Raw genomic sequence first — 16,535 nt, 5'->3', positions numbered from 1 at the left:
CTGAAAAAAGCTCTAAAACATTCCTAAGAATAATAGACCCTTAAGACAGGCGGCTTCAATCCACAGGAGTGAATTCATTGCATGGAGAACTCGAACCTATTCTAAGCAATCAAATTGCGGCACAGTTCAGTAGCTGTCCCGGCATCTGAAGCATAGCCGTCGGCACCGATCTCGTCTGCGAAACTTTGGGAAATAGGGGCTCCACCAATAATAACCTTTACCTGATCCCGAAGTCCCTCTTCCTTTAGGGCCTCAATGGTATCTTTCATAGATAACATGGTGGTGGTTAAAAGTGCGGATAAACCAATCACTTGAGGCGAGTGCTCCTTAACAGCATTTACAAAAGCATCAGGATCTATGTCTACACCTAAATCAACAACATCAAACCCGGCACTTTCTAACATCATGACCACCAGTTTTTTACCGATATCATGGAGATCACCTTTTACCGTGCCAATCAGGACTTTGCCGGCGGAAGGCATATCACTATCAGCAATCAAAGGCTTTAAAAGCTCAATCCCCGTACTCATAGCCTTAGCGGACATCATTACCTCTGGGACAAACATATCCCCGGCTTTGAAACGAACTCCAACCACATCCATACCAGCCATTAATCCCTGATTGATAATCTCAATAGGGTCAGCTCCACTATCAATCAATTTTTGGGTAAAATCCTTCGCACCGTTATAATTCCCGTTAATCACCAGTTCAGCCAAACTGCTAAAATCACTCATGCTGCGACTCCTCCTTAAATTATGAAAAATTATTACGTCTAAGTCATTATAGCCTTTAATCCATTATTTTTCCTGTTAATTTAGCCTAAAAGTAAATTTTTCTTGAAACTTCAATCAATAATAATCCCTGTTCTATTACACCTGAAACTTGCCTAGCCTAAGATCCACCACCTAAAGATGTGGGGGCCTCAGAGCTAAATTAAAACTTCCCGCCAAATTTCTCTTGAGCTTTGTGCAAGATTTCTTCGATTTGAGCTTTTACCTCTTCAGAGACAGGCTTAGGCTGATGAGTTTCTAAGATAAGTTTAATTCGATCTCTGGCACGATCAATCATTGTCTTGCTGCCATCGGCTGTCCAATTTTCATAATTATTAAAATCAGAAAGATCCGGAAACCAATTATCCCTAAAATGCTTGGCAGTATGGTCATCCCCCAAGAAGTTCCCTCCCGGGCCTACCCGCTTGATAGCTTCTACACCTAAAGACTCTTTATCCGTATCGATCCCCTTCAGTAAACGCCGCGTCCTACCGATTACTTCATTAGAAATAACCAGCAGTTCTAAGGAACCGGTAATTCCAAATTCCATGTAGAAAACATCATGCATAATATTGCACCCTTGAAGGGCTCCCATCAAGGTAAACATTGTCGACTCTGCAATAGCCTGTTCATCGCAGACCTTGGAATTGCTGCATCCGGCATAACCCCAAGATGGAAGTTGATAGTAATGAGCCAGATCTACAGCTCCTCCTTGAAAGAGCACAGCTTCCGGAGTCCCGTAAACCGCCTGCATAGAGCGCATATCCAACGGAGAATTTCCATACCCGTAAACAAAGGGCGCTCCCGGAGCTTTTAACTGGTGAATTACTAAACCGCTCAACGCTTCCGCATTAGCCTGGACTAATGCCCCGGCAACCGTAGTCGGCACGGAAGCCCCAGCTACCCCCCCGCAGGCAAAATTCGAAGGAACTCCATTTTCTGCAGCAATCAATAACTTTTCAATAGACTCCTTAGGATGTTGAAGGGGCGAAGTTGGTTCAGTATAAATCATAAACAAAGGCTTGTGCCGCAATTGCTCTTTTCCACCCACAGCGCAGGCGGCCATTTCAATAATATCTTGCAGAGTTGCTCCATCTTCAGCAATAACCACTTGGGGTTTCTCAGTGTTTTGAACCATAATGGCATATTGCTCCCGATTAATCATCCGGGGGTCAGCATCGGACAGCAGGCCCATGGACATGACAAAATCTATATTTGGCAATTTATCGCAAATTCGAATGGCATTAGCCACATCTGCCTTTGTCCAGCTTCTCCGCTCAAAGGTGAAGGGATCCAGATAGTTCAGGGTATCTGACCCTGTACCGAAGTAGACATTCGACCCTTCTAAATGCAGAGCAGCTTCTCCCTTACGGTTATATAAGGTCACCCGGGAAGGGGCCGTCTGCAGTGCTTTCTTCACAAGGGAGCTGGGAAAATAAACCCTGTTCCCCTTTTCCACATGCGCTCCGGCCTGCCTAAGTAATTCCACAGCCTCTTCATGGTGAATCACCATACCAGTATCTTCGAGAATCTGGCAACTTGCCAGATGAATCTCCTCTGCTTGTTTTTCAGTAAGTGTCCTGAAGAACAGTCCGTTCCCATGTGAGCTTCCAACTCCCATACCCGTGTAACCCCTTTCATTTTGCCTTAAAATGAGTTCCCCTCTTTACCCTTTTAAAGGTTAAGCGTCTTTATTTTTTCGTCTTGTCGATGCTTTCTTTTGATCAGTTTCCGCAATGATTTCATTTAACCCTTGCTGAATAGTGTCATCTAAGAGTTCCGAATTATGTGTTGCCACAATATGCTTAGCTAATTCCTCAGCCCGAGCTTCCATTGATTTAGAACCCTGCTCTTCCCAGACCTCCCAGAAAGAAGTGTTAAACTGCTTGGATGTCCAAATTTCTTCACGGAAATTCTTATAAGTATGTTCATGGCTGACATAATTTCCACCCGGGCCCACTTCATCAATCACATCAACCGCCATGGTTTCTTCATCAATACGAGTGCCTCTCCCCATATAGCGAGCATTATCAATATAATCATTGCACATGGTGAGGAAAGTTAAGGAACCGGTTTTGCCGCCTTCTAAATAGCCCACATCATGGACTAAATTAGCACCCATTAATTGAGCCATTAAAATCCCATTTCCAGCTTCCATCCCTGCTTGAGCATCCGGGATAGGAGCATTAACACAACCTGCCTCCGTAAAGTTCGGAATTCCATAAAACTGGGATAATTGAGTCATGATAGCGTAATTCATCATTGCTTCCGGGGATCCGTATAAAGTCGCCGTGGTCCTCATATCCATAGGAGTAGCTCCGCCCCCAATAATAATCGGAGCTCCTTTTTGTTTTAATTGGGCCATGACCACTCCCGCAAGAGCCTCGGCATTCATTAAAACAATAGTACCTGCTTTCGTAACCGGGGTGGTAGCACCCGATAAGATTCCCGGAGTATAAACTACCGGCACACCATACTCGAAGCAAGCGAACATCTTGCCAACTCCATCATTGGTATGGGTTAAGGGGGAAATCGGCTCAGAGTAAAGAATCATAAAGGGGTTTTTGCGAAGTTCCTCTCTCCCGCCGGCTACTAAGGCCGCCATTTCTAATTGGGCGCGCATATTAATCTCATCATGAGCAGTGACAATCATCGGCTTTATCGTATTAGTAACCATAGCCTCTAATTGATGGAGATCGCTAACCTTTGAACTGGTATCCGAAGCGATAGCATAACTCATTACGAAATCATAATTAGGTAAGTAATCCATAACTCTGCAGGCAAGTTCCACATCCCGCTTGGTTGAGCGTCTCCGCTTGCCGGTTTCTAAATCTACTGTAAAGGGCAGGTCTGAACCGGTTCCAAAATATGTGCGATTCTTTTCCAAAGGCATAACTCGCTGGCCTTTGCGATTGGCAACGACAATTTTGCGCGGTGCTAAACGCAGGCATTCCTCTACTAACCAACTGGGAATCCGAACCCGATGATCATTGACAATACAGCCTGCATCTTTTAATAACTGCAAGGCTTCCGGATGGTCTACAACAACTCCGGTTCGTTCGAGTACTTCCAAGGTTGCAAAATGGATTTCCTCAATCTGACCCTCACTTACCCAACGTAGAAATGGGGTTGTTTGTTCTATACTATTGGAACGAATTTTTCTCATTTAGGTTACCCGGTTAATAAAACTTGGACAAAACCTAACCTTATCCTTTCGTAATTCTTGATGCATGCTTTAACGAATCTTTCCAAGTTTTGAGCACAATTGTCAATCTTAGTGTATCTCCGGAGTTATCTCCAACTCACTAACAAAATAGTTGCAAGATTTATGCCATCCCTCACAGACGAGTGGATTTCTCTTTTTAATCAAAAACTTACATTAATATATCAGTATCCTAAAGGGTTTTCTTCATCCAGCAAAATTATGGGTACTGCCAATCTATATATCGGTAAAATCAAAGCGCTAAAATATTTGGCACTAAAAGGTTCTTCTCACTCCGCCTTAGCCCAGCCCTTAGGGAACCGCATAACTTCTTTGCTGTGCCAATTATTATTGCTGTTGATTTCTCTTACAAATTTTCTAATGCTCAAAAAGATTACTTCTTCAGCGTTTCTTCTTGTTATGCCTGTAATCATATTTCTCATTGGGCATATGAAGTTCAACATTATTAATGATCACAGTGCTATCATCTTGCCAACGTATCGAAGCAGCACTCTCTTTATATTGAAAGTAAATAATTTCAGATGGTTTACTCGCCTTGTTAAAGGATAACTCTGCAATTACAGAATACGAAGTAGTGGCCCCGGCATCAGAAGTGTAGGCCTTAACGGCATAGGTTTTATTCGGAGAGGTTTCTTCTGCAATCAGAGTCCCCTTGGGAAGACGATCCAAGTCATAAGACAACCGATATACACCATAACCCAATACACTTGTAAACAGAAATAGAAATCAAATCAAAAGAATTTTGCGATTCATTTCTAACTCCTCCTTAAGTGGTTGATCTGATTAACCAATCGCAATTATCTGGGTCATGGCAATAGCCTTAGTAGGGCAAGTCTCTTTACAAATCCCGCATCCCCAACACTTGTTTAGGTTAAGCTCAACCTTTCTCCGACTTTTCCCCTTCACTACTGTTTTTGCCTCACCACTATAAAAAGCCCCAAAATTACAGCGCTTAGCACAAGCCCCACAATGCGAACACTTAGTCTCATCACGCTGAACCATGAATTGACTGATAGGAAAAACGCCCTTCGTTCCTTTTTCCTGAGCTAAACGCAAGGGATAACAACAGCAGGAACAACAATTGCACATATAAGTCGGCCCCATTGTCCGCCAATCACTGTTTACTTGATGCATTAACCCCTTTTTATGAGCTGACCACACCAACTCTTTGGCCTCTTCTTTGGAGAGGGAACGACCAAAGGTTCGGTCAGTTATGGAATCATCAAAGCTCAAACAAGTTTCTGTAGGCTTAACACAGTGGTTGGCTAACTTGCGGCAATTACAGGGAACTAAACGAATATCCTTCACGGATTCCAAAACTTGATCCAAGTCTTCAATCATCAGGAAGGTCTCCGGGGCCCTATCCACAGCTTCCCCCTCAAGAAGGGAACCCAGATAAGCATCCATCCGCTCACGATAAACTCGATAACACCATTTGTCTAAAGTTCGTCTCAAATCCTTATCGATTAAAGGATAGTTTTCATCAAACTTACAGATATAATCCAAGAGTTCATAGAAATCCGCCCCGTAATAAATGTAATCTCCATCCACCTCTTCCCTATGAACAAGGTGTTTATTATAACAGGCGTCTAATAAGTCCTGTACATCTTCAAAATTACTATTCATCCTTAAAACTATTTTGGAGACAGAACACTTTTCACCATTCAGCCGAGCCACCAGAATCATCTCCCGTTCAGAGAGAAAAAGGGACAAATGCGGAACTACAAATTCCGGCACAGCAAAGAGTCTAACAAACTTATCAATCTCAGACATCAAAAAATCCGCCCTTCACGTTGTCAAAATAGCTTTATAAAGCCACTTTACGCCCCGGAAATACACTCGGGCATAAAGTGGCAATTAATTAATCTCTACCAGGCCTTTCGGTGCAGCACCCAAGTAAGGTAACCTTACTCTTGCTCACTCTTACTCTTACTCCAACTTAAAATCAGAGGAAGTGACTTAGCATAGTGAGCACTTTAGTGGAATCGCGTCAATGAGCGCAGTCGCTAAGGCGTGAAGAAACTCAACGGTTTACTTGCAGAAAGCCCAGAGGTTTTGAGTTTTAGCCTTAGCGGCAAGCGAATAGCGAATGGAACGTGTGCGAACGGGCTAAGACACTTCCTCTCCCCAGACAGAACTTACCTTAACTTCGCTCCAAACCGCTTTACTTCAACAACCCTTTACTCTTTAAGAACGTGGAAGAAACTTCTTCAATAGACTTCTTCTCAACATCAGCTTGCATGTTTAATTCAGTAATTGTCTTAGTGTCCAGCAAAGCGCTTAATTTCTTGAGATCGGCAGCCAAAGTTGGGTACTTATCAACAATCTCTTGACGTACAACAGGGGCAGCATTGTAAACAGGGAAGGCACTTTTATCATCTTCCAGCATTACAAGCTTATCTGTAATAATTCTAGGCTCGGTGGTAAAGGCCAGAGCTAAATCACCCTTTTGAGCTTTAAGAGTATCATAATTTAAGCCCATAGCAACGTTAACGAAATCCCCTTTAGGCATTTTAAAATCATAAACTTTTTCAAAAGAACGCAGACCATCCGCTCTTCCTTCCCACTCCGGGAAACCAACAAATTTCAAGCTTTCACCCTTTTTCACTTGGGCAACATAGTCAGAAACAGTTTTAAGCTTATATTTTTCGGCAATCTCCGGACGGACCACGATTCCATAAGTATCGTTGAGAGGTGCATATTCCAGCCAAGCAATGCCGTTCTTAGCATCCCATTCTTTAATCAATTTATAGCTTTCAGCAGCATCAAACACAGGCTCATGTTCCATTAAATTCATAACCCCGGTACCGGTGTATTCCCAATAAAGGTCGATTTGGCCTGAGGTTAAAGCAGGCCTGATTACAGCCAATTCACCTAAACCCATTTTGTTTTCAACAGGGTAGCCCAATCCTTCCAGATACTGAAGACTCATGGTTCCTAAAAGTGCCGCTTCAGTAAAAGTCTTAGATGAAATCTTAATAGTCGGCCCCTCTTTTTTTGTGTTTTCCGGAGCGGATCCCGTGGCAGGCGCTTTAGCACCACAGCCAAATACCCCTCCTAAAGCCAATGTAAGGGACAAAACTGCAACGAGAAATAAAGATCGTTTCTTCATATACATACCCCTTCCTTTAATAGATTGTTCTAATTATACATCTTTTCACAATATTACCATAGATTTTTTTTAGCCCTTAACCCCTCCTTCTTTATGCCCTTTTAGGGAACCGTCCTTAATTCCTTCAAGCGCCATTGCCTGAAGACCTAAACAACCCCCAAAAGCTCCAATATCATTTCCAACTCCCGTCAAACTAGCCCATAAAATTCTGCTCAAAGACGGAGAGGAACTGCCTTAATCTCTGTTCATCCGATCTAATTCTTTCTGACTTGTACTACTCGACTCTCATCCCGGGAGGTGTGATTCGATACTCCAGATAATTAATCATCCTATCTAAAAAGATAGCCATCAAAGCCCCCAGCCCCGCTCCAACCAGTAAGTATTCCGGTCGGAAGAGAGAAAGGCCGCCCATAATAAGATTACCCAGCCCTCCCGCACCGATCAGAGAAGCTAAGGTACCAATACTAACCACATACACAGTCGCCGTCCGGATCCCGCTTAAAATAATCGGTATAGCTAACGGCAGCTCTACTTCCCACAGAATTCTTCGCTGAGACATTCCCATCCCGCTGGCGGCTTCCTTCACATCTGAGCTGACCCCTAACAGACCGGCAATGGTGTTCCTAACAATGGGCAAAAGACTCTGAAATAAAAGGGCCACGATAGCAGGTTTCATGCCCAAACCTAGAATTGGCAAGGCCAAAGCAATAACCGCAATCCCGGGAACAGCTTGTAATAGGTTAAGTATATTAAGGGTAACCAGTCCAAACTTCTTATATTTCGGACGGCTAAGAAAGACTCCAAGGGGTACGGAAATCAGGATTGCAAGGGTTATGGTGATAACAACAATCATGGAATGCTCTAACAGAGCCTCCGGAGCCTTCTCAAAAAGAGCAAACCTGAAATTCTCCCAGCGCATTTACTCACCCTCTTTCCTGTACACATGCTTCCGAATTCCTTGGAAAGAGAGCACTCCACAGAGTTCCTCACCCTTTAGAACTCCCAGATAATCCGCATCATATTCCAGCAGCAGGGAGAGTGCATCCGGGAAGGGAGTGGTGGTTTGAACAAAGGCGTTTGACCTGCGCTGGGCTCGTTTCCGCAATCCTTCAATATCCATCCCAAACTCTTCCACATCCCCAGCCGAGATTTGACCACAAGCTTTGCCGGCTTCATTGACGAGGAAAGCCACCTCTGCTCCCGCATCCTTCATTTTCCGAGCGACATTTTGCAATTCGTCGTCCCTGACCAAACATTTAATCGGCTTCATAGCATCTTCAGCCAGATACAAATTCAACTTTTTGACAACCCGATCCCGCCCAATGAAGTCCTCAACAAACTCATTAATGGGATTAGTCAAGATCTCTTCCGGAGTTCCAAACTGTACTAACTGCCCCGCATTGAAAATAGCGATCCTATCCCCCATTTTAATGGCTTCATTAATATCATGGGTTACAAAAACAATCGTCTTCTTAATCTCTTTCTGGAGTCGCAGCAACTCATCCTGTAAATGGGTTCGAGCAATGGGATCAACTGCTCCGAAAGGTTCATCCATAAGCATAATGGGCGGATCGACAGCCATCGCCCTGGCAACCCCTACTCTCTGCATTTGCCCGCCACTAAGTTGAGATGGATACTTGCCCCTGGTCTTTTCCAAGTCAAGCCCCATCATAACAATCAGTTCATCGACCCGTTTGTTGATTTTCTCCTTCGGCCATTTATAGAGTCGCGGTACAATAGCGATATTTTCAGCAATTGTCCGATGAGGCAAAAGCCCTATTTGTTGAATAACATAGCCGATACCCATCCGCAGTTGATCCGGATTCGTACTGGTAACATCCTGTCCATCAATTTTCACAATCCCGGAAGTCGGTTCAATCATCCGGTTAATCATGCGCAAAATCGTACTCTTGCCACAACCGGAGGGGCCAACCAAAACACAAATTTCTCCTTTCGGAATTGACAAATATAGTTTATCTACAGCTGGCATTGCTTGACCCGGGTACTGCTTCGTAATCTGCTCTAGTTGAATCATCAGAATCCTCCTCTGTAAAACTCTACCCCGTCCTCAATTAGACCTACCATCCTGATGAGGGTTAGCGACTCACGCGTAATCCTTTGGGAACAATCCTTTTCTCAATCACTCCAAGAATAGTATCTAAACCAATGGCAATTATTGAAATAATCAGGGCACCGGTGACCATCATCGGTGTATTTGAACGAACAAGGCCTTCCTGAATAAATCGCCCTAAATTCCGCTCCCCGATATAGGTGGCTATTGCAGCAATACCGGTAGTCATGACCACAGTTATCCGGAAACCGGCAAAGATAATCGGCATACCTAAAGGTACAAGAATTTCTACGAGAATTCGCTTGGTACTCATTCCCATTCCTCTGGCCGCTTCAATCACATTGCGATCAACATTTTTCACCCCATCATATACACTGCGAATCAGAGGCATCATTGCATAGAGAACTAAGGCCAGCAAAGCAGACTTTCTGCCGAGGCCAAACATTGGGATTGTGACCAAAATCGCAAACATCGATAAACTGGGAATACAAAATATCGTATTAGCTAACGCCAAAACTCGCGCTGCCCACTTATCACTTTTGGTTAACAAGAGACCGACCGGCACCCAGATCAGCAAAGAAATCCCCACAGCCAGCAACACCAAGGTAAAATGATTTTCGGAGTATTCCATAATTGTCTTAGTATTCTTCACCAGAAAACTTACAAAATCCGTTAAGGTCATTCGCCATCACCTCACTTTCATTCATTGAAAATACAGGGAAATTAAGACATTCACTAAGATCCTTTAGGAATCTCTAGACTAAAATAATCTTTAAGTATCATCCTAAAAAAACAGCTCCAAAAAGTTATGTATTAAGAAATTAGAATTCGGTATGTAATCTAACTAATCTCTAATGCAAGAATCGTTCCTGATTTCTGATAATTAAATGTATACTTCCCTTTTTTCACCGGGGAGACTTCAAAATTCTACTGCGGTCGGGCCTTCTTTATCCATTCTGAAGTTTCGAAACTCAGCTTTAGTTTGAACCAGTTAACTCTGCTTTAAAGTAATAGTCGCTGTATTATCCGTGAGTAACCAAAGGCCACGTCACGCCTTAAAAGCAAGGCCCCGGCGCATAGATTATTTGCGAAAACATCCGTCCTATTGCCGCCGAGAGCCCTTTAAGGTCAAGTGCCAACATTCCTTGCCCGCCTAAAAATTTTGCACATTGAGTTTTCTAATCCGGTATTGAAGATTTTGACGGGCAATTCCTATAGACTCCGCAGCCCTGGTAATATTTCCGTCATGGCTTTTCAAGGCTTCTCTAATCACTTGCTTTTCTACTTCCCGCAGGACATGGGCCAAAGTATTAGATCCTTTTTTGTAGTATTCAGGGAAGATTCCATCTTGACTGACAAATTTTGCTCTCAGATAGTGGGGCAAGTGATCAACGGTTATAACCTTTCGGCCATCTAACATGTTCATGGCGCTTTCAATAATATGTTCTAATTCTCGAACATTCCCAGGCCACAGATAACGAAGAAAAATATCCTTTAATCCTGCATCAATTTGAACTTCACCAAAGCCGTATATCTTTCGATAGCGATTGAGAAAGGAATGAATCAGAGCCTCTACGTCTTCTTTTCTATCTTTTAAGGGCGGGATAAAGAGGGTCATCACGGCTAAACGGTAGAAAAGATCTTTACGTAAACTGCCATTGTTCACTGATTCCCAAGGATCCACATTCGTAGAACTAATCACCCGACAGCGAACCGGAATTTCCATAGTCCCACCGACTCGTCTGACCATTCTTTCTTGCACAACCCGTAGAATCTTGGCTTGTAAATTAATACTCATACAATTCAGTTCATCCAGAAACAATGTGCCATTTCCCGCTTGCTGAAATAATCCTTTTGATTCTACTGCACCGGTAAAAGCCCCTTTGGTTGTACCAAAAAGAATACTCTCTAAAAGGGTTTCTGGAATTGCCGCACAATTGATTGCTACAAAAGGCTCATGCTTGCGAGGACTGTGATTGTGAATCGCTTGTACCAATAGCTCTTTGCCGGTTCCCGTCTCACCAAACACTAGAATAAATCCATCAGCCAGCGCAGCCTTCTTAGCCGAGGCAATCAGATCCTTCATCACAGAACTGGCGTAAACAATAGAATCAAAGGTATAGCGAGTTCCATTAATACCCCGGGGCTCTTGCCCCTCAAGCCCAATCTGGTCATGCAATTGCATTGTCCTAGTTAAGAGTTCTTTAAACTTACTGATATCCTTACACACGGAATAGACCGCTATAACTTGATCATCTTCCATCACAGGAAAGGTACTGGCCACAATAGTGACCTCTTTGCCCTTATTCGTAAAATAGGTCTTATGCTTCTCAAAAATCGGTTCCTTAGTCAAAACCACACTTAAGTGTTCACTGCTTTCCACAGTAACTGCATCATAGACTTCATTCAAATATCTTCCGACAACTTGCTCGGACAACAACTCTTCTAACTTTGCCATCTCAGAATTGTAGAAGATAATCTTGCCATCAGGGTCGGTTACAATAACCCCTTCGTCAATTGAATTAAAGAGCTGCCTAAAAACTCGATTCATTACACCACCAGGCATACTCCTACCCCCTAATTATTATCAACCCTTCTTGTCGTTAATTCTCCAACCAGCGACAATATCCTCTTTTCTCTAAGCCATTATTCTGTATTCAAGAGCTGTCGGAGAAGGGCTTAAGAGGCGGTTAAGAGGTGAGAGTCTTCTCGCCTCACGATGATCAAGTGATTCTTAGCGTCAGATGGAGTTTGCCTAAGAGGAATACTTACTCCAGCTGAAGCTTAGAAGAACTTATCCAGGGACGTAGCAGCCGTTATCTCATCTTACGGCTGGTAGTCAATGGATAAATCCGCAAGGAGATCGTAAGCTAAGCCCCTAATGGCCTGGCGTTTATATTCCTGAGAAGCGCGGCCGGGAATTGCTTGATCCACGACACCTGTTAAGAAGTTAGCAATCTCTTCTGCATTAAGGGAATCCACCCTCCGGCCTCGTAAATCACTCTCCAACTCTGCTAAACGAAAGGGGGTAGGCCCTAAAGCCCCCACAGACCACCTTGAATTGAGAATTCTTTGCTCCTCAACATCATATTCCAGCAAAGCAGCCATATTTAAACGGGCTATAGAAACAGCTGTACGACTTCCGATTTTCCCAAAGGCACTCTTAACTCCAGTCCTGCCCTGGGTTTGAACAATCGGAAAATCAATCTCCAGAATCAGCTCCTTCTCTTGAAGACCCTGAACCCCTCCTGACTGCAACTGAGCAAAAGGAATTCTCCGCGAACCCTTGGGCCCGGCGATACTAATCCAAGCCTCCAAAGCCAGTAAGGCCGGCAAACTATCCGCTGCCGCTGCGGCATTAGCAATATTCCCCCCGATAGTGGCCCGGTTCCGAATTTGAGCAGACCCCACCTGGGAAGCTGCCTGACTTAGACATCTCGCCGCACTCCTAACCAGATCACTCTCACTGATTTGAGCAAAGGTTGTCCCGCTGCCAATCTTAATCCTGCCCTCAACTTCCTTAATGAAATTGAGTTCTGAAATTAAAGAAAGATCCATTATCCAAGCAGGTTTAAGCTGACCGGTCTGAAGCTTAATCACCAGATCAGTGCCGCCATTTATAAAAACAACGTTCTCATTAATTCCTGAAATCTTCTCAAGACTTTCGGCAACTGTTGTCGGACAAACAACCTCACATCTCGTCATCTAAAAACTCCTCTCCAGAAAAACGCCAAGAGACGGTTCTTTGCTTTATTTCCTCGGATATACCGCTGGATGTCTTGAATTTATTCGATGGATGTATAATTATCCCCTCTTTTTCTATTGGAAAGTTTTAAAGGACAGCATGGCGGCTCCGCTGAAAAACCTTCCCTGGTAGACATGGGGTCGGTTCTTCTGTCGGACTCTGAGGCGGAGCGCTTTTAGCTGTCTTTGGCTCGTGTAATCGACAGGACTAACCATTACATGAAAAACGCCAGCAAACTCCCCTTGATTAGAGGAGATGCTGGCGTGGTTTTTTTGCCTTGCCAAGTTATCCTTATTGAATTCATTATATATCTTTTCCCAGAAGAGATCCATACATCCTAAGATTTAAGGGGGAGCACACCAACCATTAGGCTATTTTGCTTTGATATCGACAATTTTTTTCTCAGCGTCTTGTGGACTGATCGTACCACTCATTAAATTTTCTTTAAGTTGTTTTAGTTGTATAAGCTTCTCAGAGTTAACTTTACTTCTATTTGAATCATGAGTAATTGCACCTGTATATTGAATTATATCACCTTCATATAAATCTTTAAAAATAGCATGGTAAGTATCAGGATCCATCGCATCAGTTACTTTCAGCATATTGGATTAATTTAAAAAGGCTGCCCTTAAGGCAGCCCCCAATTTTAACCAATCCTATAAATACACCTTAATTCATACATTCCAAGCCATAAGAACCAGGCGATTGCGATTACGTTTGCCATTACTATTACCCTAAAGCCTCAGCCCCAGCCAAGTCTGCCTTACTTAGGCAGCTCAATCATCGGCTTATCCTTGGAAGGTCTATACAATAAAAAATTGCGCCCAATGACTTGCACCAACTCCGACCCGGTCTGTTCAGCAAGTACTGCAGCAACAGATTTGGGCTCCTCCGCGCAATTTTGCAGCACTCGTCCCTTGATTAACTCCCGAGACTCAATAGTCTCGTTAGTTTGGGTAACAACTGCTTCCGTAATTCCGCTCTTTCCAACCTGAAGAATAGGCACCATTTCATTGCCCATAGCTCTTAAAAAACGCTTTTGCTTTCCTTTTAACATTTAAAAACCTTCCCCCTATTTGTTACTCATATCTTAAGGCCGCCATCGGCTCTAGTTTAGCTGCTTTGAAGGCCGGATAAAATCCAAAAAACAATCCCACTCCAATGGAGAAAGACACCGCAAAGATAATCGCCCAGCCGGACAGTAGCGGCGGCCAGTTTAAAAGGTAGGAAGCAATCAAGGCACTCCCAACCCCCAAGGCAATACCCATGATCCCCCCGATTAGAGATAAAACAATGGCTTCTAACAAAAATTGCAGTAAAATATCTTTTTCTTTAGCTCCTACCGCTTTGCGCAATCCGATTTCTCGGGTACGCTCAGTCACAGAAACTAACATAATGTTCATAATCCCAATCCCTCCGACCAAGAGGGATATGCCGGCAACCAAACCAATAAAACTCGTTAAAATCCGCATAATTGTATTAGCTGACTGAACCAGCTGCTGCATATTAAAGGCCTCATACTGATTGGTTGTTCCATGGCGGACATTCAAGATTCGCTTAGCACTTTCAATGGTACTGGTCAAATCCGCTTCCCGGTAAGTGGAGCCTTCCAGTTGGTCAACTCGCTGAGACTGAAAGACCTCGGACCAAGTCCCCCAAGGAATGTAGGCATAGGCATTCTGAGGGCCAACATTAAACTGGGCAAAGGAAGAGGTATCCTTAGCCAGAACTCCAATCACTCGACAAGGAACATTATGGACAATAACCTGTTGCCCTAAAGGATTTCCCGCACCAAACAAATTCTCAGCTAAGGTCTGATCAATCACCACAACCCGCCGGTCAACAGAAAACTCTTCTTCTGAGAAAAAACGCCCTCGAGCAATGTCTCGGTTGCGCAAATCCGCAAACTCAGGAGTAGTCCCTACAACCATGGCGGAAGAACGCTTTTGATTCACTTCTAAAGCCGCATATTCAATACTTGCCGGCAGCAATACCTTAACTTGGGGCAGAGCCCGTCTCAAGCTTTCTCCATCCTGGAGAGTTAAGGTGCTCCCCGCATTCTGTCCGCTGTTACCCACGGATTTACCGTATAGCACAAAGAGGTTAACTCCGCTTTTCTCCATTTCCTGCATAATAGCGGCCTTCCCTCCCATACCTATGGTAACAACAGCAATCACAGCGGCAATCCCAATAATAATCCCCAGCATGGTCAGTCCCGATCTCAGCTTATTGGTTCGCAAACTAAAAAGAGCTCCCCGCAGTCCTTCTAAAAGGCTCATACCCGTTCACTTCCCACTTCAGGGCTAACCTGGATTCCTTCCGCCAAATCATTGGAAGGATTTAAGACCACCTGGTCTCCATCCTTTAAGCCGGAGGTAACCTCCTGGTGAGTGTCATTCCCTATCCCTATTTTAACTTCAGCTTTTTCCAGACGTCCGGCTTGAATTCGGTAAACATAATTCTTGTTTCCTTCTTGAAAAAGGGCTTCTTGAGGAACGGCCAAAACCCCTTCCTTAGTTGCCACCACAATTTCAATACTAACAGTAAAGCCGGGCTTCAGTTCGATCGGCGCATTTTCCAAGCGAATTTTCACACCCACCGTGGGAGATGAGTTGCCCTGAACACTTAAGGCCGAGACAGCGGTGGGGGCAATCTCCACAATTGTTCCTTGAACAGAGGAATCCTTCAACATTTTACTGGAGACCTTCACTGTCCCGCCAACCTGAACCTTTCCTGCGTCAACTTCGTTCAATTGAGCTTCGACATTCAACTGTTTCAGATCAGCTACCACAACTAAGGGAAGCTGTACTGAAGAGATATTCCCCTCTTGAGCATTCACCTCAATGACTGTGCCGGCCATACTTGCTTTAAAAATCAGCTGACCTTGCTGCACCCGAGCAACCTTCAACATTTCTTCAGCCTGCTTTAACGCCGCTTTACTTTGGGCTAAGGCTCCCTCAGCCTGCCTGATAATAGCAGGACTCACAATATTCTGCTGAGAGCTGCTGCTTTGTTGACCTCCGAATTGAGGCAGAATAGAGCTTAAGCCACCTGCCTGGCCAGAATCGCTCCCAGAATCACTGCCTGAAGAAGCAGCCCCACTCCCACTGGTTTGCGCCTTCTTTAACTCTTCTAAATTAGCCTGAGCAGAATTAACAACAGTTTGAGCCGCTTCCACATTCACCTGGGCCTGAGCTACCTGCGCATCCGCCAGGGTAGGGTCTAAGGCTACGAGAGTCTGACCAGCCTGAACAGTCTCCCCCACCTTCACCGCAACTTTGGCAACTCGCCCGGGAGCCAATACACGCACCTCTTGGCTTGACACCGGAACCACACTCCCCGTCGCAAAGACGTTTTCCTGCATTGAGATCGGAGTAACCACCCCAACTCTAACCTTCAGCGGGCCCTGAGACTTCCCCCAAAACCACCATCCACCAAAAGCTAACGCAAGAACTAAAAGCATTGCCCCTATTATCCACCACAGACGTTTCGTCACATTGTCCCCCCCAAACCCGCGAAAAATTTAGCTCAAACTACCGTAAAATCATTCTTAAAGAATAAAAGACCCGAAAGACAGGGCGGCTTCGATCCACAGGAGTGAACCTCATCGCATG

16 protein-coding genes are annotated in these 16,535 nt (G+C 44.3%); all 16 read right to left on the bottom strand.

Features of this window, described 5'->3' with window-relative positions; genetic code table 11:
- Positions 1 to 101: 101 nt before the first annotated feature.
- Complete coding sequence (locus DP73_RS19795) at positions 102 to 734, bottom strand: corrinoid protein (RefSeq protein WP_034601983.1); 633 nt, start codon at positions 732 to 734, stop codon at positions 102 to 104.
- 199 nt (positions 735 to 933) lie between these two features.
- A complete protein-coding gene (locus DP73_RS19790; protein ID WP_034601981.1) occupies positions 934 to 2,391 on the bottom strand; it encodes a trimethylamine methyltransferase family protein in 1,458 nt (485 codons plus the stop codon).
- A 60-nt stretch (positions 2,392 to 2,451) separates the two neighbouring features.
- Positions 2,452 to 3,936, bottom strand: a complete 1,485-nt coding sequence (locus DP73_RS19785; protein WP_034601979.1) for a trimethylamine methyltransferase family protein — start codon at positions 3,934 to 3,936, stop codon at positions 2,452 to 2,454.
- Positions 3,937 to 4,374: 438 nt separating this feature from the next.
- Positions 4,375 to 4,710: a DUF5412 family protein gene (locus DP73_RS19780; protein WP_282432712.1), complete on the bottom strand. Its 336-nt coding sequence runs from the start codon at positions 4,708 to 4,710 to the stop codon at positions 4,375 to 4,377.
- Between the two features lie 66 nt (positions 4,711 to 4,776).
- Positions 4,777 to 5,766, bottom strand: coding sequence for a 4Fe-4S binding protein (locus DP73_RS19775; RefSeq protein ID WP_034601977.1), 990 nt, complete (start codon positions 5,764 to 5,766; stop codon positions 4,777 to 4,779).
- Between the two features lie 391 nt (positions 5,767 to 6,157).
- Complete coding sequence (locus DP73_RS19770) at positions 6,158 to 7,105, bottom strand: glycine betaine ABC transporter substrate-binding protein (protein ID WP_242865806.1); 948 nt, start codon at positions 7,103 to 7,105, stop codon at positions 6,158 to 6,160.
- 69 nt (positions 7,106 to 7,174) lie between these two features.
- Positions 7,175 to 7,321: a hypothetical protein gene (locus DP73_RS23610; protein ID WP_165574439.1), complete on the bottom strand. Its 147-nt coding sequence runs from the start codon at positions 7,319 to 7,321 to the stop codon at positions 7,175 to 7,177.
- 58 nt (positions 7,322 to 7,379) lie between these two features.
- Entirely contained in the window at positions 7,380 to 8,024 is a 645-nt protein-coding gene (locus tag DP73_RS19765) for an ABC transporter permease (RefSeq protein WP_034601974.1), read from the bottom strand.
- Positions 8,025 to 9,140, bottom strand: a complete 1,116-nt coding sequence (locus DP73_RS19760) for a betaine/proline/choline family ABC transporter ATP-binding protein (protein ID WP_034601972.1) — start codon at positions 9,138 to 9,140, stop codon at positions 8,025 to 8,027.
- A gap of 61 nt (positions 9,141 to 9,201) precedes the next feature.
- Positions 9,202 to 9,858 carry an ABC transporter permease gene (locus DP73_RS19755; RefSeq protein WP_034601970.1) on the bottom strand — a complete coding sequence of 219 codons (657 nt, stop codon included), beginning with the start codon at positions 9,856 to 9,858 and terminating at the stop codon, positions 9,202 to 9,204.
- A 471-nt stretch (positions 9,859 to 10,329) separates the two neighbouring features.
- Positions 10,330 to 11,742 carry a sigma-54-dependent Fis family transcriptional regulator gene (locus DP73_RS19750; protein ID WP_034601968.1) on the bottom strand — a complete coding sequence of 471 codons (1,413 nt, stop codon included), beginning with the start codon at positions 11,740 to 11,742 and terminating at the stop codon, positions 10,330 to 10,332.
- Between the two features lie 260 nt (positions 11,743 to 12,002).
- Positions 12,003 to 12,881, bottom strand: coding sequence for an FAD binding domain-containing protein (locus DP73_RS19745; protein ID WP_034601966.1), 879 nt, complete (start codon positions 12,879 to 12,881; stop codon positions 12,003 to 12,005).
- Between the two features lie 411 nt (positions 12,882 to 13,292).
- A complete protein-coding gene (locus tag DP73_RS19735) occupies positions 13,293 to 13,502 on the bottom strand; it encodes a hypothetical protein (protein WP_128751445.1) in 210 nt (69 codons plus the stop codon).
- A gap of 182 nt (positions 13,503 to 13,684) precedes the next feature.
- On the bottom strand, positions 13,685 to 13,978 hold the full coding sequence (yhbY, locus tag DP73_RS19730) for a ribosome assembly RNA-binding protein YhbY (protein ID WP_034601962.1): 294 nt from the start codon (positions 13,976 to 13,978) through the stop codon (positions 13,685 to 13,687).
- Positions 13,979 to 14,000: 22 nt separating this feature from the next.
- Entirely contained in the window at positions 14,001 to 15,200 is a 1,200-nt protein-coding gene (locus tag DP73_RS19725; protein ID WP_034601960.1) for an ABC transporter permease, read from the bottom strand.
- The gene (locus DP73_RS19720) at positions 15,197 to 16,417 is read right to left on the bottom strand and encodes an efflux RND transporter periplasmic adaptor subunit (RefSeq protein WP_034601958.1); all 1,221 of its coding nucleotides are present in this window, start codon (positions 16,415 to 16,417) and stop codon (positions 15,197 to 15,199) included. The genes DP73_RS19725 and DP73_RS19720 overlap by 4 nt, the downstream gene beginning before the upstream one ends.
- Positions 16,418 to 16,535 lie beyond the last annotated feature (118 nt).

This window comes from Desulfosporosinus sp. HMP52 (assembly GCF_000765145.1).
Lineage (GTDB): Bacteria > Bacillota > Desulfitobacteriia > Desulfitobacteriales > Desulfitobacteriaceae > Desulfosporosinus.
This window is presented reverse-complemented; position numbering and strand designations above follow the sequence as displayed.

Bases quoted from the DNA above. Each gene is read 5' to 3' on its own strand.
- DP73_RS19795 (WP_034601983.1), bottom strand. From the start codon at position 734: ATGAGTGATTTTAGCAGTTTGGCTGAACTGGTGATTAACGGGAATTAT.
- DP73_RS19790 (WP_034601981.1), bottom strand. From the start codon at position 2,391: ATGGGAGTTGGAAGCTCACATGGGAACGGACTGTTCTTCAGGACACTT.
- DP73_RS19785 (WP_034601979.1), bottom strand. From the start codon at position 3,936: ATGAGAAAAATTCGTTCCAATAGTATAGAACAAACAACCCCATTTCTA.
- DP73_RS19775 (WP_034601977.1), bottom strand. From the start codon at position 5,766: ATGTCTGAGATTGATAAGTTTGTTAGACTCTTTGCTGTGCCGGAATTT.
- DP73_RS19770 (WP_242865806.1), bottom strand. From the start codon at position 7,105: ATGAAGAAACGATCTTTATTTCTCGTTGCAGTTTTGTCCCTTACATTG.
- DP73_RS19765 (WP_034601974.1), bottom strand. From the start codon at position 8,024: ATGCGCTGGGAGAATTTCAGGTTTGCTCTTTTTGAGAAGGCTCCGGAG.
- DP73_RS19760 (WP_034601972.1), bottom strand. From the start codon at position 9,140: ATGATTCAACTAGAGCAGATTACGAAGCAGTACCCGGGTCAAGCAATG.
- DP73_RS19755 (WP_034601970.1), bottom strand. From the start codon at position 9,858: ATGACCTTAACGGATTTTGTAAGTTTTCTGGTGAAGAATACTAAGACA.
- DP73_RS19750 (WP_034601968.1), bottom strand. From the start codon at position 11,742: ATGCCTGGTGGTGTAATGAATCGAGTTTTTAGGCAGCTCTTTAATTCA.
- DP73_RS19745 (WP_034601966.1), bottom strand. From the start codon at position 12,881: ATGACGAGATGTGAGGTTGTTTGTCCGACAACAGTTGCCGAAAGTCTT.
- DP73_RS19735 (WP_128751445.1), bottom strand. From the start codon at position 13,502: ATGGATCCTGATACTTACCATGCTATTTTTAAAGATTTATATGAAGGT.
- yhbY (WP_034601962.1), bottom strand. From the start codon at position 13,978: ATGTTAAAAGGAAAGCAAAAGCGTTTTTTAAGAGCTATGGGCAATGAA.
- DP73_RS19725 (WP_034601960.1), bottom strand. From the start codon at position 15,200: ATGAGCCTTTTAGAAGGACTGCGGGGAGCTCTTTTTAGTTTGCGAACC.